The sequence below is a fragment of the Cupriavidus sp. USMAA2-4 genome (assembly GCF_001854305.1).
Taxonomy (GTDB): domain Bacteria; phylum Pseudomonadota; class Gammaproteobacteria; order Burkholderiales; family Burkholderiaceae; genus Cupriavidus; species Cupriavidus malaysiensis.
Genome location: NZ_CP017750.1, coordinates 517,483 through 534,431 on the forward strand (window position 1 = coordinate 517,483; position 16,949 = coordinate 534,431).

The window sequence follows — 16,949 nt, forward strand, 5'->3', positions numbered from 1 at the left end:
GGCGAAGTGACGTTGAACTGGAGATTCAGGTTTGCGCCTTCGTCCCCTTGGGCACCGTGAGCATGATTGAGACGATGGCCATCGCCACCATCAGGACGTTGAAGCCCAATGCAACGATGGCGGCTTCGCGCACGGCCAGGTTATCCTGCCGGCCGGCGAAGGTGATCACGCCATCAAGCCAGTTCACGCTTTCGCTGTTAGCGCTGAGCGCGGTGAAGATGGCGGCGGAAATCGCCACGCCGAAGGCGGCGCCGAGCGATGAGGCCATCTTGTAGATGCCCGAACCGGAACCAACCTGAGCAGCCGGCAGGTTCGATAGCGCCGCGTCGGTCGAGGGCGTCGCATAGAACGCCAGGCCGACGCCGAACAGCGTGTACCCGACGATCGAGAGAAGCTTGTAGTCCGACAGCAGCAGGTTGGCAGGCGACACCATCAGGATCGCCAGCCCCGTAATGAGGCAACCCCAGACCATCGGCTTGCGCGGGCCGAAGCGTTGTAACAGTTTCTCGCCCACTCGGATGAACGCAATGATGGCAATCGCGTAGCCCAGCGTCAGGAAGCCGGCCTGCTGGGCGTCCATGTTGCCGCCGAGTTGCACCAGTTGCAGCGACACGATTAGCGTGCCGGCGGTGCCGTTGATGAGGAAGTTAGAGATCGTCGCACCAGTGTAGGTCCCGTTCTTGAACAGGCTGAAGTCGAAGAACGCATTGGACACCTTATTTTCGATGCGGAAAAACAGCCAGCCGAACACCACCGTTGCAGCCAGTAGCCCCAGGCCCGTCGCACTGGTCCAACCCGGCTTGTTGCCCTGTGTCACCAGCACCTGCAATGCCACCATGGCGACCATGAAAGCCAGCACGCCAGACAGGTCGAATTTGTAGCCGCCCGTGGCTCTCGCCTGGCTTTCCGGCGTGCCGCGCATCATCCACAGACCGAGCACGCTAACCACGATAGCCATCCAGAAGATCGAACGCCAGCCGAAGTTCTGCGACATCAGACCACCGACGAGTGAGCACAAGCCCGAACCACCCCAGGAACCGATCGACCACATGCTGATGGCGCGCTGACGTCCAGGACCATCCCAATAGGCTTTCACCAAGGCCAGACTGGCCGGCATGATGCACGCAGCCGACAGACCTTGCAGCGCCCGCCCCGACAAGATGACTGGTGCGGCCAACGGGCCCTGCGGCGTTATTGCGACCAGCAGCGAACCAGCGATGCTCAGGTAAAAACCGATGCGAGTGATCTTCAGGCGGCCTACGCGGTCGGCCAAGCCGCCCATCACCACGATAAAGATGCCTGAGAACAGCGAGGTGATAGCCACCGCGACGTTCATCATGCTCGCATCCAAGCCGATGTCGCGGCTCATGTCCGGTGCAATATTGAGCGTGGTCTGGGCGAACAGCCAGAAGCCCACAACGCCCATGATGATGCCGAAAAGCAGCCGATCGTTGCCCTCGTACCGGACCGCTGACTCAACATTGGCATCCATGTCGCTCACCATTGCGCCTGAAAACTTGGCCTATCCCGACGGCCGCATCCTCGGGAAGATCAAATCAATCAACACCATGTTAGTGTATTAGCGATCGGTATCCCTTCGTTTTCGCTGCAGTTTATCGGAATCGCGGCCCCAAGTATTTATGCGGGTTCCCGGTCGGCGCCCACAAAAACTCTTGCAAAATCAACAACTTGCTGACTGATCCATTCACTGCATCCGCAGATGTGCTGATCGCGACACGGGCATGGTGGCGGGGAGCGGATCATAAGCCTCCAAAAAGCTTAGCAACATCCATTGCCTCCCATTCGCGGGAGCACCATAGCGCAAACTGTATGTGCTAGATCCTCCGTCACTCTGCATGGTCCAGTCGGCCGATGACGGGATGGTTCGGCGCTCAAGCGGACATTTCAGCTTTGCCAGAACCGGACATTACCGCGTTGCTGCTACAGTTAGATTTCGCATAATAAAGATTATGTTAAATTACTGGGGCGTCAGGTAGCTCGCCGCGCGGCGAGCTACCCCACTAGGCGCGCTGGCGCCGACCACCATCCGTACTTAGGCGGCATGGGCGTGCCGCGCGGTCATGTCGCCGCGCCCGGCGAGTAAGCCTTCCACCGAAATGTCCTCATCGAGGTCGTCCCAGTGCAAGCCGGTCGCACTGATTTCGTAGCGGTTCCGCTGCTCTGGCGTGGCGTGCAAAAGCCGCGGGAACCAGGCGAGCGGCACGCCGAGCGTGCGACCATCCTCCAGTTCGACCCACATTGCGTAGTCGTCGATCCGGAGTTCCTTAGCTGAAACGCTCATTCCATCTCTCCTCGATCAATTCGCGGTTCTGTTCCACTACCGCCGTCAGCGTCGCTTGGTCCTTCGCGGAGAACCCTGAGCTGCTGGCGACGCGGACAACGGGATAAAGCCAGATCTTCGCCACGCTGGCGCCGAGTTGCGCGTGGATGTGGACCGGCTCGCGCGGATCCCCTTCGTTCGAATAGAAGAAGAATCGGATACATCATCTACAACGTGTTCGACTGCGTCTCCATGGAAGAACTCGACGAGCGCACCACGGATCTGCAACTCGCCATGCCGGGCTTGTGCGGCTATTCGGATTTCTCACAGTACAAGTCTCAGCCTCGGCGTGTCTGCGACAAGCTCCATTACTTTGCGCTCTCGAAAGGCCAGGTGTTTGGTTCGACGTCGGACCAGATGGTGGAGAAGCTCGACGAGCACACGATCGCGGCCTCTGGGCTGATAGTGACGCTGCCCGCGCACCTGGTAGCGGACAATGGGCTCTGCATCATCGAGGAGGATCCGAACTGGCGAACGAACCTGCGGACGCAAGTCTACGACTTGGACGTCTCGGCAAGCGATCCAAACGGCATCTCGTGCTTGAACGTTTCGAAGGCGACGACCAAACGCGAACTCTGCAAGATCAAGGGAGTGTCAGAACTGGACCAGCGCATGGCGGGGATCAACCTCAACGCCGGACATGTGAACGCCGTCGAGATCGCAGAGAGTCTCTTTGGACTGCCGAGCTTGGAGCAAATGCTGGTCGCCTTTCAGACCCATCTCGCCGAGCCCGCAGCCGCGGCCGCGTAACCCGGCAATCATTACTGCGGGGTAAATGCAGATTGTAAGAATCAGTTAAAATCCGTCGGGTGAGGTCTGCGGATTGTCCGCGGACCTTGTTCCTGAGGCTAGTATGACGTTCTGGAATGCGGTTGCCGCGGGGATGGCCGGCAATGAGGCCTCGAAGAAGATCACGGGGTCGAGCGACGTCAGTGCAGGCCGCAGCGCCGTGGCGGCCGGATCGGGCGCGCTGTTGGGCGCGGTAGCCGCTGAGACCTTCGTCATCGGAGCGACCGCGCTGGGTGCAACGGTGTCCGCGCCAATTTCGGTACCACTCGCCGCCGCTGCCGCAGCGGTCGCATTCGTTGCAAGTTTGTTTGACTGACCGCCCTCCTGCGCCTTCGCCGGCCACCATCGGCAGAAAAAAAAGAAGCGGCATATCTGCGCCCCAGAGACCGGAGGTCTCTGGGGCGCTATGCTGTCCGGTTCTTCTACCTAGGCGCCACTCTCGGCGGTCTGTAAAGGCATGACCTCCGGCTGTTCACGCTCTTCCGCCAAGCTAAGTTCGTAGTTGGTTTGCAGCGTCATCCAGAAACGGGCCGTGCTGACCCCCGCTCGCTCGAGGCGGATGGCCAGGTCGGGACTAATCCCGGCACGGCCATTGATGACACGCGAAAGTGTCGTGCGCGACACAGCGAGACGGTGTGCTGCATCAGTTACATCGATCCCGAGTGGGCCAAGCACATCCTCACGCAACAGCTCGCCCGGGTGGGGGTGGTGTTTCATCACCATGTGAACTCCTCAGTGATAATCCTGATAGGGGTTGTAAGCCGGAACCGCCGAAAATTCCGTCAGCCGATCAACGTGGCTTATCTCGCGCCCGGTCGATACGTTCCTGCATCGCCTGCATGACTTCTTCGTGAGTGTACAACTTGGCGTTGGGGTCGTTGGCTTCCCGTAGGGCTTCTTGGACCTCGCGGGTCATACGATCATAGTCCTCTGGCCACAGTACTTGCTCCATGCGCAGCGACGCCTGCCCCAGCAAGTGCAGCAGGCCGAACAGCCGCATGTCGTTGGTGGCGACGATGTGTTCCCGAATCCGCTCCTGAATGGCTTCACTGGCCTCATGCGCTTCGGGCGAAGCCGTGCCCTCGTAGTCGGCGGGGAACTCCACTTCCTCGGCAATTTGTGCCCATGCGCTGGCCAGCGCCTCGATGCTCGGCATGCTCATTTCCGTCGCTCCTGCGCTCTTTGGCGAATCAATCGGCCAAGAGGCCATGATGCGAAAACCAGCAGCATCACGCCTATCGGATACCAGGTCGAGAAGACCACCAAGGCATCGAAGGCTGGCCGTCCCGTGTTGGTCGGCAGAACAGTAGTCACGGCCATCAACCCGCCGACCGTCCAGATGATGCGCCACACGTAGGGCACCACGCGGGACACGTAGCCGTCATCGAAAGCGATCTGGTAGTAGCGGCGCAGGTTGCGCTGGGCAAGCGCCTGGCGCTGACGCTCCGACAGCGCATCCGTCCAGCCGTACCAGCGCCGGAATGGTGGCCAGCGCAGTAGTAAGGGCGTGAAGAGGATCATCACCGCCACGATGGCGACACCCCACGCCATGACGACACCGGCATCGGGCCGCTTGGCGTTCTCGATCACGGGCGCGAAGACGCCCGGAGCGCCGATCATCCAGAACAGCGCGATGTGCTGATGGAGGGAAAGCTTCACTTGCTCATCCACTTGCGCAGCAGGCGCTGTTTCAGGGAAGTGCGTTCCTGCGGGTTGCGTCCCTTGTGGTTGGCGATGCGATCCGCTGTGGCGGCCTGGCGCTTGAGGGGCCAGTAGGAACGGCCATCCTTGCCCATCGACCAAACGCTGCTGACCTGGTTTTCCAGCAGAGGCAGATGGGTGTTCAGGGCGTCCGGCGATGCGCTGGCCAGCGCCATGCGTTCGCGGGTGCGCCAGCGCTGATGCCAGAGCTTCTTGTCCTCGCGCTCGCTGCGGCAGGTCGTGTGCCCGACGATAGGTGTTTTGCGGCGGCTGCGGCTCATGATGTAGCTGTCTCCAAAAACATTCAGGACTGATCCCAGGCGTCGATGGTCAAGACCTGATCGGCAGGACAGGCCGCCACGCGGTCGGAATGCACTTCAACCTTTCCCATCCAGCCGGGCGGCTGCGCGTATTCCTCGCCCTCGTCGATGCCGAAAATCCAAACGCCATCCTTGGGCGGTTGGATGCCGCCGCCCTGGATCAGCGGCAGCACGTCGCCAGCACGGGCGGTATAGCGGTTCGGGTAGCCCCCTCCGGCGAGCTTGGTAGCCTTGCCAGCTTCCGCCAGGTGTTCAATCCAGCGGATACCCTCCGCGCCCGTCTCCCACTGCGCCAGGATGGCCGCACGGCGGGCGTCCTGGTCGGCGCGGTCGCGTTCCTCCGGGCTTTGCGTCGATACGACGATCCACCAGCCGATCATGCGTCACCGTCCATTCCGCCGTAGCACAAGCTGTCCGGGTACAGCGCCGTCAACCGTGACAGCGTTTCCTGTACCTCTTCCAGCTTGGTCATCATGGTGGACACCTGCTCATCCAGATCGCCGGCCAGCTCGAACAGGTCGGCCACTTGGCTGCGCGATCTCTCGTTGATAACCGCCATCGCCAGTTGATGCAGCTTCAGCAGGTCAGTACGAAGCTGGGGCGGCGTAGCGTATTCGCCATCGTTGAGGTCGTCGCGCAGCTCGTCCACGGCATCGACCGCGCGCAGCAGCGAATGCGTCTCGAAATTCTCCGGGGACAGCTTGTCCCATTCGTCGTCGGTGATACGCGCGGCCATTGGTGCCCCCGGTCAGGCGGTGGCGAGCGTCAGATGCCCGACTGGCTCGGCCGCCGGCCGCACCTTGATTTCGATGTCGTAGCCGAGACGGTTCAGGCAGTCCATCAGCTTGCGTTCGGACAGATTGGTGAAATCGCCGTGCATCATGCCCGACACCTTCGGTTGCGGGATGCCCATGCGCTTGGCCGCCGCCTGTTGTGTCAGGCCAAGGGCCCGCATCGCCTTCCTGATCTCGATCACCAGGCCGGTCTTGATCTTCAGTTTCTCGGCATCGGGCAGTCCCAGATCGGCAAAGACGTTGCCCGAGCTGCGTTGAACCTCGACGCCTTCAATGATTCGTTTTTGCATTTCGTAGCTCCTGTGCCAATGCCTCGGCCACCTTCAGCCGAGCGCGGATGATGTCCATGTCCACCTTGGGCGTGGCGATCCCGCTCTTGCTCTTCTTCTGGAAGCAGTGCAGGACAAACACCGCTTCCGCGAACTTCACCGTGTAGACCGCCCGATACGTGCCGCCGGCATCGTCTTCGACGACCTCCAGCACGCCGGCCCCGCCGAAGCCCTTGAGCACCTTCGCCGCGTCGTCCTGGTCGCCCATCTGGGCCAGCGACAGCGCGTAACCGAAACGCCGACGCACGTCAGGCGGCAACGCCATCAGATCCTTGTAGCTGCTCGCGATCCATTCGAGCGGTTTTTCTTTATCGACCATGGCGGCAGTTTATACCTGTTCAGGTAATACGGCAAGCACGACAGGCGCAAAGCAGGTGTCGCCAAACATTTGTTTTGCGACATATCTGCAACAGTCCTGTGCACCAACCTCCTGGTGGCCTCAAAATTGTGCGGAAAACTCTGTCGCCACGCGCTACCATACGGAAACCTATTTTCGATGGTTATCCGCCTATGTTGGTTGGCTACATGCGCGTTTCGTCGGATTCCGACCGCCAGAGCACGGACTTGCAGCGCGATGCGCTGCTCGCCGCCGGCGTCGATCCGCGTCACCTGTTCGAGGATCGCGCCTCCGGCGCGAAGGATGACCGCACCGGCTTGGCGCGGGCGCTCGAATTCGTCCGACCTGGCGATGTGCTGGTCGTGTGGAAGCTCGACCGCCTTGGTCGCTCGCTGTCGCACCTGCTCGCCATCGTGACCTCGCTCAAGGACAAGCGAGTGGCATTCCGCTCACTGACGGAGAACCTGGACACCACGACGCCCTCGGGCGAGTTCCTGTTTCAGGTGTTCGGTGCGCTCGCGCAGTATGAGCGCGCCTTGATCCAGGAGCGCGTCGTCGCCGGCCTGGCCTCCGCGCGCAAACGCGGCCGGATCGGCGGCCGGCCGCAGGCGATCACCGGCGAGAAGCTGGACGCCATCATCGCCGCGCTGGACGGCGGCATGTCCAAGGCGGCGGTATGCCGCAACTTCGGCGTCAAGCGAACCACGCTGATCGAGACCCTGGCACGGGTCGGTTGGATGGGCTCCCGTGGAGCGTCATCGCGATGACGACCAAGAGCGAACGATTGACCGTCCTGTCGGACGCCGAGCAGGAAGCCCTGTACAGCCTGCCGGATTTCGACGACACCCAGCGGCTGGAATACTTGGCGTTGACCGAAACCGAACTGGCGCTCGCCAGCAGCCGCCCCAGCCTCACCGCCCAGGTCTATTGCGTCTTGCAGATCGGCTACTTCAAGGCCAAGCACGCCTTCTTCCGCTTCGACTGGAACGAGGTCGAAGACGATTGCGCCTTCGTGCTGAGCCGCTACTTTCACGGCGAGACATTCGAGCGGAAAGAGATCACCAAGCACGAGCATTACGCCCAGCGCGAACGAATCGCCGACCTGTTCGGCTACCGGTCGTGGGCAGCCGACTTTTTGCCGCAGCTCGCGCAGCAGGCCGCGTTGATCGTGCGCCGCGACGTGACGCCCGGATTCGTGGCCACCGAGCTGATTGTCTGGCTCAACGAGCACAAAATCATCCGGCCCGGTTACACCACGCTGCAAGAACTGGTCAGCGAAGCCTTGTCCGCCGAGCGTCGGCGTTTGGGCGACCTGCTGGCGCAAGCGCTGGACGAATCCGCCAAGGCCGCGCTGGGTCAGCTTCTGGTGCGCGACGACACCCTGTCGCAACTGGCGGCGCTCAAGCAGGATGCCAAGGATTTCGGCTGGCGTCAGATGGCCCGCGAGCGCGAGAAGCGCGCTACGCTGGAGCCGCTGCACGGTATCGCGAAGGCGCTGCTGCCCAAGCTCGGCGTCTCGCAGCAAAACCTGCTGTACTACGCGAGCCTGGCGAATTTCTACACCGTCCACGACCTGCGCAACCTGAAGACCGATCAGACCCAACTCTACTTGCTGTGCTATGCCTGGGTGCGCTACCGGCAGCTCTCCGACAACCTGGTCGATGCGATGGCCTATCACATGAAGCAGTTGGAGGACGAAGGCAGTGCTGACGCAAAGCAGTCCTTTGCCGCTGAGCAGGCGCGCCGTCAGCAAGACACCCCGCAGGTCGGGCGCCTGCTTTCGCTCTACATCGACGACAGCGTGCCCGATCCCACGCCGTTCGGCGATGTGCGCCAGCGCGCCTACAAGATCATGCCGCGCGACACGCTGCAAACCACCGCGCAGCGCATGAGCGTGAAGCCGGTGAGCAAACTGGCGCTGCACTGGCAGGCGGTGGACGGCTTGGCCGAGCGTATCCGCCGCCATCTTCGGCCGCTATATGTCGCGCTCGACCTTGCCGGCACCGATCCGGATAGCCCGTGGCTCGCGGCGCTGGTCTGGGCCAAGGGCGTGTTCGCCAAACAGCAGCGCCTATCGCAACGGCCGCTCGCCGAATGCCCGGCGGCCACGCTGCCGAAACGCTTGCGGCCGTACCTGCTGACCTTCGATGCCGATGGCAAGCCGACGGGCCTGCACGCCGACCGCTACGAGTTCTGGCTGTACCGCCAGGTCAGGAAGCGCTTCCAGGCGGGGGAACTCTACCTCGACGACAGCTTGCAGCACCGTCATTTCTCCGACGAGCTGGTTTCGATGGACGACAAGGCCGACGCGCTGGCGCAGATGGACATCCCCTTCCTGCGGCAGTCGGTCGATGCCCAGCTCGATGCGCTGGCGGCCGAGCTGCACGCGCAATGGCTGGCATTCAACCGTGAGCTGAAACAGGGCAAGCTGACGCACCTGGAATACGACAAGGACACGCAGAAGCTGACTTGGCGCAAGCCCAAGGGCGAGAACCAGAAGGCCCGCGACAAGGCGTTCTACGAGCAACTGCCGTTCTGCGACGTGGCCGACGTGTTTCGCTTCGTCAACGGTCAGTGCCAATTCCTGTCGGCGCTGACGCCCTTGCAGCCGCGCTATGCGAAGAAGGTCGCCGACGGCGACAGCCTGATGGCGGTCATCATCGCGCAGGCGATGAACCACGGCAACCAGGTCATGGCGCGTACCAGCGACATCCCGTACCACGTGCTGGAGAGCGCCTACCAGCAGTACCTGCGCCACGCAACGCTGCACGCGGCCAACGACTGCATCAGCAACGCCATTGCCGCGCTGCCGATCTTCCCGTACTACTCGTTCGACCTCGATGCGCTGTACGGTGCGGTCGATGGCCAGAAATTCGGCGTCGAGCGGCCGACCGTCAAGGCGCGCTACTCGCGCAAATACTTCGGGCGTGGCAAGGGCGTAGTCGCCTACACGCTGTTGTGCAATCACGTGCCGCTCAACGGCTACCTGATCGGCGCGCACGACTACGAGGCCCATCACGTGTTCGACATCTGGTATCGCAACACCTCGGACATCGTGCCGACCGCGATCACCGGCGACATGCACAGCGTCAACAAGGCCAACTTTGCCATCCTGCACTGGTTCGGCCTGCGCTTCGAGCCGCGCTTTACCGACATGGAAGGCCAGTTGCAGGAACTGTATTGCGCCGACGATCCGGCGCTGTACGAGAAGTGCCTGATCCGGCCGGTCGGGAAAATCGACCGCGATCTCATCATCAGCGAAAAGCCGAACATCGACCAGATCGTCGCCACGCTCGGGCTGAAGGAGATGACGCAGGGCACGCTGATCCGCAAGCTGTGCACCTACACCGCGCAAAACCCGACGCGGCGCGCGGTGTTCGAGTTAGACAAGCTCATCCGCAGCATCTACACGCTGCGCTACCTGCGCGATCCTCAACTGGAGCGCAACGTGCACCGCTCGCAGAACCGCATCGAGTCCTACCACCAGCTACGTTCGACCATCGCCCAGGTTGGCGGCAAGAAGGAACTGACCGGGCGTACCGACATCGAGATCGAAATCAGCAACCAGTGCGCCAGACTGATCGCCAACGCGGTCATCTTTTACAACTCGGCCATCCTGTCACGGCTGCTGACGAAGTACGAGGCAGCCGGGAATAACAAAGCGCTGGCGCTCATCACCCAGATGTCGCCGGCGGCCTGGCGGCACATCCTGCTGAACGGGCATTACACCTTCCAGAGCGACGGCAAGATGATCGACCTGGACGCGCTCGTGGCGGGGCTGGAGTTGGGATGACGGAAATTTCGGCGGTTCCGGCTTACAACCCCAAGTACGTCAACAGCGGGAATAAGAAGCTGTACCAAGCCTACCGCCAGGCGTCACCGGAGGACCGAGAAAAGATTCTCGACCAGCTGGCGACCAGGTTCTATACCAGGTATCCCGAGCCGAATTTTGATCGGGAGCCGTTCACAGGTAAAAACCCATTCGCTCCAGATTACGGGTTCAAGCAGCCGAGCAGGAGCGGCAGCGAGCGACCTGACCGGGGCGAGCTGCGCAGTACACCAGGCCGCGCCGGGTATGACGGCCGCGCGATCGATCAGTTTGGCGGCCACCCGACGCGCGATCGCGCGCCGCTGGTGGCTGGAGACTTCGAGCAGAAACACAAACTCAACCAGGAGCAAGACCATGAGCCAGAACGATACGCTGGGAAAAACCGGGTCGGATACGAGTACGGATTCAAACGGCCTTCCGGCGACGCCGGCCGCGACACCCTCCAGGACCGCTCAGAACGCACCACAGGGCGCCGATCAGCTGAACTTGGTGGATATGGCCTCGGCGTGGCCGGACGAGGCCCAGGAGCCGCTGGAAGAGGCGGCAATAGAGCCTTCGCCAATCGTGCAGATCGGCAGTACGACACTCGCTCGCTTAGACAAGTCGAGCAGGCCCATAGCATCAACCGTCTGCGAAACGTGCCCGGCGGCCGTGTGGTACGCGCGCGGGAAGAAGGTTCAGTGCTATTGCCGCATCATGCACCTGATCAGTTGGGAAACGGGCGAAGCGAATCCGATCACGCTTTGCGACGGCCCCGCGATCGCAAGTCAGTAAGGGGCAGCGGCCGGGTTAACGATTCGGTCGTGAGCCAGGTCGCGCGAGACTTTACGGAACGGCAGCGGGCCGGCGGCGCCGGCAGGTTGCCTTTGTTCCAGGAGATCAAGCAGCAACTGGACGCCAACCGCTTGTTGGCCGAACTCTCGCGATCGCATGGGGTTTTGGTCGACAAGTACAAGGTGACATCGGCGCCGGACGGAAGCGCACGCATCCTGTGCGGGAATCGCCACCTAAACGTGTGCGACTTCATGACCAAGGAAATGCGTCTTCCGTGGGCGGAAGCGTCCACTATCCTGCAGCAATCCTACGGCCGTCAGGTCGACCGCCATCCCGGCATGGCGCCGCGGTTCCCGCCCGATCGTGCCTTGTGGCGCGCGTTCCAGGACCAACGGCGCGCACGTGGCGGCCTGCGTTCGCAGCTGGCGGCGCAGCTGGCCAGCGAGCGCGCCAGGCGCGAGGCGATACGACTTCGCTTGAGTGACGCCAGGTCGGCGGCGGCCGGTCTTCCGCCGGCACAGCGCAAGGCCGCGTTGTCGGTTGCGAAGATGGAATACGTCACGGCGGAATCGGCGCTTCGATCCGTAATCCGCCAAGAGCGGGCGCCGTTCCGGCTTCCGGTAGCGGACCAGTACCGGCAGTTCCTGCAGCAGCGCGCGCAGGCGGGCGAGGCGGCCGCGTTGGTCGAGCTACGGCGCCGATCGCGAAGCGCCTCCGCGCCGCTCGATCCCATTGTCGGGCAGATCCTGCCGGCCAAGGCAACTCAGGAGCCGAACGGCCTTTTCTATCGCGGCCGCGAGGTGCGCTTTCGTGTTCGGCAAAACGGTGACGTCATCTACTCGCTCGCCGGCAGGGTCATGATTGAGGACAAGGGCGAGAGCGTCAGGCTGCTACGGACTGAGCGTGTCGCGATCGAGGCCGCTCTACGGCTCGCGCAGGCAAAATTTGGGGACCGGCTCAAGCTGTCGGGACCGGCCGAATTCCAGGAGCGCGCAGCGCGCATCGCCGCCGAGGCAGGCTTGCATGTCCGGTTCGATAACAGGCGTGCCGAGCAGATCAGGGAGCAGCGCGCCGCCGAGCTGGCATCCCAGCGTGAGGCTGGCCGCCGGTTTGTCGAGCAGCAGAAAAACGAGAGTACGATTCCGGCGCGACAGCCGACACGAGCGAAGTCAGAAGCTCAAGAGCGCGATCGTGGCAATGTGAAACCAGGCAAGGAAGATAAGGACGTCGAGAGGTAGGCGAAGTTCAGCGACAAGTTAGGGCCAGCTGACCGATACAGCATTGTGTACTGATACCTTGCGGTAGAGAAGGCGATATGGCATGGCTGTTACATTTTGTGAATATTGTTCGTGCCATATTTTACTTTGAGCCAATTACGAAAATTTCGCGTCCGCGAAAATCGGACATTGTGATGCTGCAGTGGTGCCACGTCTCCGTTTGGTAGCTCTAATTGGGGTAATCGTACTTTTCGTGCTAAATCTGGCGCTTTCCCTGAAAGCCGTTACTGGCAGGGCTTGTCGGTCGACTCCCGCGACCGTCGGCAGACTCTGAGAGATCTCGCGGTAACATAGCTGCCCACGCACCGCGCCGCCGCAAGGAGGTAGGGAAATGCCAGGCATGGAATTTCGCTATGTGGGAATCGACCGCTTGCCCGCCAAAATGTCGGAGTTCGACGTGGAGCGGTACTTTGCGCTCACCGACAGCGACATGGCGGAAGTGAATGAGCGGTTTCGACGAGACTGGCGCGCCGGCGCGGCAATCCAGCTGGTCTTTCTTCGGGCGAGCGGCCATACGCTGGACCATGTCGGCACCCTGCCGCGTCAGTTGCTGCGTTACATCGGTGAGCGCCTTGGCGTGCCGACGCCAACCATCGCGTCGCTGCGGACCATGTATCACCGCTACAAGACGCTCTATGACCACCAAGTCTGGGCCTGCGACTATCTCGGGCTGACACGGATTGGGCCAGACCATTGGGCAGGGCTTGGGGCGTGGATGCGCCAGGATGCAAAAGAATCTCTGACGCCCGAGGACCTGCTACAGCACGCGCGCTCCTGGCTATACGAGCGGCGGATCCTGATCCCGGCCGAGCGAGCGTTGCGCGATCTCGGCCGCTCGATCTGGGCGGAAATCGAGCGAGCTGTGGTAGCCATGATCGAGGCTACCATCCCGGAATCTCAACTTGCGCGTGCGGACGCGGTTCTGTCGACCCGTCACGAAACGTCGGGAGTGACCGTTCTTGAGTGGCTGAAGACCCCGCCAGCACGTCACAGCCCGACAACCATTGCCGAAACGCTCGAGAAAATACGATTCCTGAAGGAACTCGGAGCGCATACCTGGCAACTGGACGCGGTGCCTATGGAGAAGCAGCGGGCCTGGGCCAAGCGCATCGAGGCGCGCCGCCCCGTTAAGATCAGAGAACTGAAGGCGTCGACGCGCACGCTGGAACTGGTTTTCTTCCTTCGAGTGACCTTACTGGAATTGACAGACTCCCTGCTTTATCAGACAGGGCGACGGGTCTCCGATCTGGTCCGACAGGCCTACGAAAAGACCACGACCAAGCAGGCCCGCTCTGCCGCGGATTACCGCCAGCGCCTGCTAGCGATCAAGATGCTCGTCGGCGAGGCCGAACGTTCGGCCGAGGAGCGGCTCGCGGAGATCGGCAAGCTGCTGGGGGATTTACCTAGCAAGCCCGCCATGAGCCATGCAGCCAGTGTGCGCGAGACACTGACTGAGGACAATCAGCGGATCCGAGCTCTACTCACATCGCTGCGGGAACTGGATTTTGCCGGCCGGGAAGCGGAACCCAGCCTGCGCCAATTGGCGCTCGTTACCAAATTGCACGATAGCGGTGCGAGTGAGCTACCCCGCGGCAGTGAGGTGCCAGCCAGCGGCAGTTGGCATGACCTTATCGAGAATGACGATCGCAAACGTGCACTGCATGCGTTGGAAGCCTCGGCAATCACCGGCCTGCGCAAAGGCCTGCGACGTGGCTCCGTGTGGATTCATCACAGTCTATCTTTCCGGGAACGGGATCAACTGCTGATTCCATCGACGCAATGGGAAAACGAACGCGACCGACATCTGTCGTCGCTGGCATTGCCATCGACGGCCAATGCGTTTATCGACCGCCTGTCGGAGCACCTCAAGGTGAATCTTGCGGCCTTGGATGAGGCGCGCGAGGCCGGCCGGGTCACGATCGGCTCAGACGGTACGCTGCACCTGTCGGCATTGGAGGCGCTGCCCACGGATGGTCTGCCTCGCAAGACACGCGACATGCTCTTCAAGGCCATCGGTACAGCCCAGTTCGCGGATCTGATCATGGAGATGGACGCCCGCACCGGCTTCAGCGCAGTCCTCCTGGCCCGAAGAGCGCGTGACGCGAACGAACTCGTGGCGTTGTACGGCGCGCTGATCGCACACGGCACTGAGATCGATGCCAAGGCTGTCGCAGCGATGATTCCCCAGCTGGACGCGGCGCACATTTCAACACTGATGCGCGCGTTGGAGATGCCAGGCCGACTGGCACGTGCCAATGATCGGGTAATTGAGTTCCAGCGGACTCACACGATCACCGAACTATGGGGAGACGGACAACGAGCCTCGAGCGACTCCATGAGCCTCGACACCTCACCCCACCTTTTCTATGCCCGCGCCGATCCCCGGCGGCGCACCCACGCGGTCGGAATCTATACGCACGTGCTGGACCAGCACGGAATTGTGTACAACCAGCCGATCGTGCTCAACGAGCGACAAGCTGGCGTCGCGATCGAAGGCGTCGTGCGCCACAATGACACGCGCGACGACGGTGGCTTGCTTCGACTTTCCGTCGACACGCATGGATATACGAGCGTCGGCATGGCGGTTGCGAAGCTGCTTGGATTCGATCTGTGCCCGCGTCTGCGCAATCTGGCCGAGCGCAAGCTCTACTTGCCGCGGCGATTGGCCGCCCCGGACAAGCTGACACCGGTCGTCGCCCATGAAATCTCTCTCAAGGCTATTCGTGATGGCTGGGACGGCTTGCTGCGGCTGGTGGCATCTATCAAGTCCGGACGCGTCAGCGCCGTGGTTGCCCTTCAGCGCTTCGGCAGTGCCGCACAGGGTGATGCCGTCTATCGTGCCGCCGATCAGCTCGGCAAGCTGCTGCGGACGCTGTTCCTATGCGACTATTTTGGCAATCCAGAATTCCGGCGGGAGTTGCATACCCTGCTCAATCGCGGAGAGTCAGTCCATCAGCTCCAGCGTGCGGTCTACACCGGCAAGGTCGCGCCAGAACGGGGCCGTCGGCGTGACGAGATGATCGCGATCTCGGGCTCACTGACCCTGCTCACCAATCTGGTGATTGCGTGGAACACGCAGCGCATGCAGGTGACAGTGGATGCCTGGCGCCAGAAGGGGCAGAGGATCGATGATGACTGGCTACGGAGAATGGGGCCAGCGCACTTCGGACATATCAACTTCCGGGGCACGCTGCGTTTCCCGCTCCATCTGTATCAGGAGATGTTGCTGGACGCCGCACACGGGCAGCGCGCGACAGGTTCATGAGGAACGCACCATGGAATCTGTACTGAGAAAGCCTCCTCGTCTTGCACTACCGAAACTTGAGCTTCCTTTAGCTCAAGGTAGAGAAAGTGGTCGGAGGACCCTCAAGCGATTTTCAACAGTGCGGAGGCAGTGCCACGCTAATGCGAATGACGATGATGCACGTCCGGATAATGCGGATGCTTGTGTACCATCACCTCGTGCGCGTGCCAGTGTCTGTGGGGCTCCTTGCCATCCCATGGGAAGTCGTGCTCATGCTGATGATGCTCGTCGTGTCGATGCGAGTGGCTGTGCGCCAGTGGCTCATGGGTATGCTCGTGCTCGTGCCGCTCGCGCAGGTGCAACCACACGCCCAATGCCATCAGCGCCGCGGCAAGCCAGAAAGCCAAGCCTGGCACTTCAGGCCAGATCACAAATGAGATCAGGACTCCAAACAATGGTGCGACCGAGAAATACGCACCGGTTCGCGCAGTGCCCAACAGACGCAGCGCCACCACAAACAAGGCGAGACTCACACCGTATCCGGCGAATCCGACGACCAGCGCACCTGTCGCGGTACTGAGCGGTGGAAACACAGCCCCATGCATCAGGGCGAGCGTCGTGTTGCATAGTCCAGCGACAACACCCTTCAGGCAGGCGACGAGTAGCGCGTCATTGCTGGAGACCTTGCGGGTCAGGTTGTTGTCAACCGCCCAGCACAGGCAAGCGCCGACGATAAGCAGCGCGCCAGTCGACATCTGCAGGCTGCCCGGCTGCCAGGAAAGCAGCAAGCCGCCGGCCACGATCGCGATCATCCCCAGAACAATCTGTCGGTCGGCGTTCTCCTTGAACACCACCCAGGCGATGACGGCCGTGAACACACCCTCCACGTTCAGCAGCAGGGATGCCGACGCGGCGTTGGTCGAGACGAGGCCAGTCATTAGCAACGCTGGCCCCGCCACGCCGCCCGCAAGGATTGCGCCAATTAGCCACGGCACCTCTGCTCGCGGAATGCCACCATGATCATTTCCCGGATCAGGCTTCGCCCAGATTCTTCGGATCGCGAGCACAAGGGCCAAGCCGAAGCCGCTGCCCAGATATAGCAGCCCGGCCAGCAAGAGCGGGGCAACTGAACCGGTCAGCGCCTTGGCCAGCGGCGTGCTTGCACCGAATAGCAGAGCGGCCAGTAATGCCGGAGATGCGGTACGAATGGACAT

The 16,949-nt window shown here is 61.8% G+C and carries 18 protein-coding genes; 6 read left to right on the forward strand and 12 right to left on the reverse strand.

Annotated features, from left to right (window positions below; all coding sequences use genetic code 11):
• Positions 1 to 25: 25 nt before the first annotated feature.
• The 3 genes from BKK79_RS38460 to BKK79_RS39965 all read right to left on the reverse strand — a co-directional run bounded on the left by BKK79_RS38460 (position 26) and on the right by BKK79_RS39965 (position 2,501).
• Positions 26 to 1,492, reverse strand: a complete 1,467-nt coding sequence (locus BKK79_RS38460) for an MFS transporter (RefSeq protein WP_071040877.1) — start codon at positions 1,490 to 1,492, stop codon at positions 26 to 28.
• 561 nt (positions 1,493 to 2,053) lie between these two features.
• Positions 2,054 to 2,302: a DUF2442 domain-containing protein gene (locus tag BKK79_RS38465; RefSeq protein ID WP_071040846.1), complete on the reverse strand. Its 249-nt coding sequence runs from the start codon at positions 2,300 to 2,302 to the stop codon at positions 2,054 to 2,056.
• Positions 2,286 to 2,501 carry a DUF4160 domain-containing protein gene (locus BKK79_RS39965; RefSeq protein WP_084085842.1) on the reverse strand — a complete coding sequence of 72 codons (216 nt, stop codon included), beginning with the start codon at positions 2,499 to 2,501 and terminating at the stop codon, positions 2,286 to 2,288. The genes BKK79_RS38465 and BKK79_RS39965 overlap by 17 nt, the downstream gene beginning before the upstream one ends.
• 32 nt (positions 2,502 to 2,533) lie before the next feature.
• Here BKK79_RS39965 and BKK79_RS38470 point away from each other — a divergent pair, with 32 nt between their 5' ends.
• Positions 2,534 to 3,091: a hypothetical protein gene (locus BKK79_RS38470; protein WP_071040847.1), complete on the forward strand. Its 558-nt coding sequence runs from the start codon at positions 2,534 to 2,536 to the stop codon at positions 3,089 to 3,091.
• A 103-nt stretch (positions 3,092 to 3,194) separates the two neighbouring features.
• Complete coding sequence (locus BKK79_RS38475; protein ID WP_071040848.1) at positions 3,195 to 3,446, forward strand: hypothetical protein; 252 nt, start codon at positions 3,195 to 3,197, stop codon at positions 3,444 to 3,446.
• A gap of 110 nt (positions 3,447 to 3,556) precedes the next feature.
• On the opposite strand, the gene BKK79_RS38480 is transcribed toward BKK79_RS38475, so the two are convergent.
• From BKK79_RS38480 to BKK79_RS38515, 8 genes are all read right to left on the reverse strand, one after another.
• Positions 3,557 to 3,850, reverse strand: a complete 294-nt coding sequence (locus BKK79_RS38480; RefSeq protein WP_071040878.1) for a HigA family addiction module antitoxin — start codon at positions 3,848 to 3,850, stop codon at positions 3,557 to 3,559.
• Between the two features lie 70 nt (positions 3,851 to 3,920).
• The gene (locus tag BKK79_RS38485) at positions 3,921 to 4,292 is read right to left on the reverse strand and encodes a hypothetical protein (protein ID WP_071040654.1); all 372 of its coding nucleotides are present in this window, start codon (positions 4,290 to 4,292) and stop codon (positions 3,921 to 3,923) included.
• Entirely contained in the window at positions 4,289 to 4,789 is a 501-nt protein-coding gene (locus BKK79_RS38490) for a transposase (protein ID WP_071040855.1), read from the reverse strand. The genes BKK79_RS38485 and BKK79_RS38490 overlap by 4 nt, the downstream gene beginning before the upstream one ends.
• Positions 4,786 to 5,112: a hypothetical protein gene (locus BKK79_RS38495; protein ID WP_071040655.1), complete on the reverse strand. Its 327-nt coding sequence runs from the start codon at positions 5,110 to 5,112 to the stop codon at positions 4,786 to 4,788. Before BKK79_RS38495 ends, BKK79_RS38490 begins: the two co-directional genes overlap by 4 nt.
• Positions 5,113 to 5,135: 23 nt before the next feature.
• Positions 5,136 to 5,531, reverse strand: coding sequence for a hypothetical protein (locus BKK79_RS38500; protein WP_071040656.1), 396 nt, complete (start codon positions 5,529 to 5,531; stop codon positions 5,136 to 5,138).
• Positions 5,528 to 5,887, reverse strand: a complete 360-nt coding sequence (locus BKK79_RS38505; protein WP_071040657.1) for a transposase — start codon at positions 5,885 to 5,887, stop codon at positions 5,528 to 5,530. Before BKK79_RS38505 ends, BKK79_RS38500 begins: the two co-directional genes overlap by 4 nt.
• 12 nt (positions 5,888 to 5,899) lie before the next feature.
• Entirely contained in the window at positions 5,900 to 6,235 is a 336-nt protein-coding gene (locus BKK79_RS38510) for a helix-turn-helix domain-containing protein (RefSeq protein ID WP_071040658.1), read from the reverse strand.
• Positions 6,216 to 6,593 carry a type II toxin-antitoxin system RelE/ParE family toxin gene (locus BKK79_RS38515; RefSeq protein WP_071040659.1) on the reverse strand — a complete coding sequence of 126 codons (378 nt, stop codon included), beginning with the start codon at positions 6,591 to 6,593 and terminating at the stop codon, positions 6,216 to 6,218. The genes BKK79_RS38510 and BKK79_RS38515 overlap by 20 nt, the downstream gene beginning before the upstream one ends.
• Positions 6,594 to 6,784: 191 nt before the next feature.
• On the opposite strand from BKK79_RS38515, the gene BKK79_RS38520 reads away from it, so the two are divergent.
• From BKK79_RS38520 to BKK79_RS38545, 4 genes are all read left to right on the forward strand, one after another.
• On the forward strand, positions 6,785 to 7,378 hold the full coding sequence (locus BKK79_RS38520) for a recombinase family protein (protein ID WP_071040660.1): 594 nt from the start codon (positions 6,785 to 6,787) through the stop codon (positions 7,376 to 7,378).
• Positions 7,375 to 10,404, forward strand: coding sequence for a Tn3 family transposase (locus tag BKK79_RS38525; RefSeq protein WP_071040661.1), 3,030 nt, complete (start codon positions 7,375 to 7,377; stop codon positions 10,402 to 10,404). Before BKK79_RS38520 ends, BKK79_RS38525 begins: the two co-directional genes overlap by 4 nt.
• Positions 10,401 to 12,452, forward strand: coding sequence for an LPD7 domain-containing protein (locus BKK79_RS41020; protein ID WP_137884916.1), 2,052 nt, complete (start codon positions 10,401 to 10,403; stop codon positions 12,450 to 12,452). Before BKK79_RS38525 ends, BKK79_RS41020 begins: the two co-directional genes overlap by 4 nt.
• A gap of 370 nt (positions 12,453 to 12,822) precedes the next feature.
• Positions 12,823 to 15,756, forward strand: coding sequence for a Tn3 family transposase (locus BKK79_RS38545; RefSeq protein WP_024570391.1), 2,934 nt, complete (start codon positions 12,823 to 12,825; stop codon positions 15,754 to 15,756).
• A gap of 137 nt (positions 15,757 to 15,893) precedes the next feature.
• Here the strand turns inward: BKK79_RS38545 and BKK79_RS38550 are convergent, their stop codons facing one another.
• The gene (locus BKK79_RS38550) at positions 15,894 to 16,949 is read right to left on the reverse strand and encodes a DMT family transporter (RefSeq protein WP_024570392.1); all 1,056 of its coding nucleotides are present in this window, start codon (positions 16,947 to 16,949) and stop codon (positions 15,894 to 15,896) included.

What these genes read in the sequence shown, in the direction of transcription:
- BKK79_RS38460 (WP_071040877.1), bottom strand. Translation starts at nt 1,492, where the DNA reads ATGGATGCCAATGTTGAGTCAGCGGTCCGGTACGAGGGCAACGATCGG.
- BKK79_RS38465 (WP_071040846.1), bottom strand. Translation starts at nt 2,302, where the DNA reads ATGAGCGTTTCAGCTAAGGAACTCCGGATCGACGACTACGCAATGTGG.
- BKK79_RS38470 (WP_071040847.1), top strand. Translation starts at nt 2,534, where the DNA reads ATGGAAGAACTCGACGAGCGCACCACGGATCTGCAACTCGCCATGCCG.
- BKK79_RS38475 (WP_071040848.1), top strand. Translation starts at nt 3,195, where the DNA reads ATGACGTTCTGGAATGCGGTTGCCGCGGGGATGGCCGGCAATGAGGCC.
- BKK79_RS38485 (WP_071040654.1), bottom strand. Translation starts at nt 4,292, where the DNA reads ATGAGCATGCCGAGCATCGAGGCGCTGGCCAGCGCATGGGCACAAATT.
- BKK79_RS38495 (WP_071040655.1), bottom strand. Translation starts at nt 5,112, where the DNA reads ATGAGCCGCAGCCGCCGCAAAACACCTATCGTCGGGCACACGACCTGC.
- BKK79_RS38500 (WP_071040656.1), bottom strand. Translation starts at nt 5,531, where the DNA reads ATGATCGGCTGGTGGATCGTCGTATCGACGCAAAGCCCGGAGGAACGC.
- BKK79_RS38505 (WP_071040657.1), bottom strand. Translation starts at nt 5,887, where the DNA reads ATGGCCGCGCGTATCACCGACGACGAATGGGACAAGCTGTCCCCGGAG.
- BKK79_RS38510 (WP_071040658.1), bottom strand. Translation starts at nt 6,235, where the DNA reads ATGCAAAAACGAATCATTGAAGGCGTCGAGGTTCAACGCAGCTCGGGC.
- BKK79_RS38515 (WP_071040659.1), bottom strand. Translation starts at nt 6,593, where the DNA reads ATGGTCGATAAAGAAAAACCGCTCGAATGGATCGCGAGCAGCTACAAG.
- BKK79_RS38520 (WP_071040660.1), top strand. Translation starts at nt 6,785, where the DNA reads ATGTTGGTTGGCTACATGCGCGTTTCGTCGGATTCCGACCGCCAGAGC.
- BKK79_RS38525 (WP_071040661.1), top strand. Translation starts at nt 7,375, where the DNA reads ATGACGACCAAGAGCGAACGATTGACCGTCCTGTCGGACGCCGAGCAG.
- BKK79_RS41020 (WP_137884916.1), top strand. Translation starts at nt 10,401, where the DNA reads ATGACGGAAATTTCGGCGGTTCCGGCTTACAACCCCAAGTACGTCAAC.
- BKK79_RS38545 (WP_024570391.1), top strand. Translation starts at nt 12,823, where the DNA reads ATGCCAGGCATGGAATTTCGCTATGTGGGAATCGACCGCTTGCCCGCC.
- BKK79_RS38550 (WP_024570392.1), bottom strand. Translation starts at nt 16,949, where the DNA reads ATGTCCATTCGTACCGCATCTCCGGCATTACTGGCCGCTCTGCTATTC.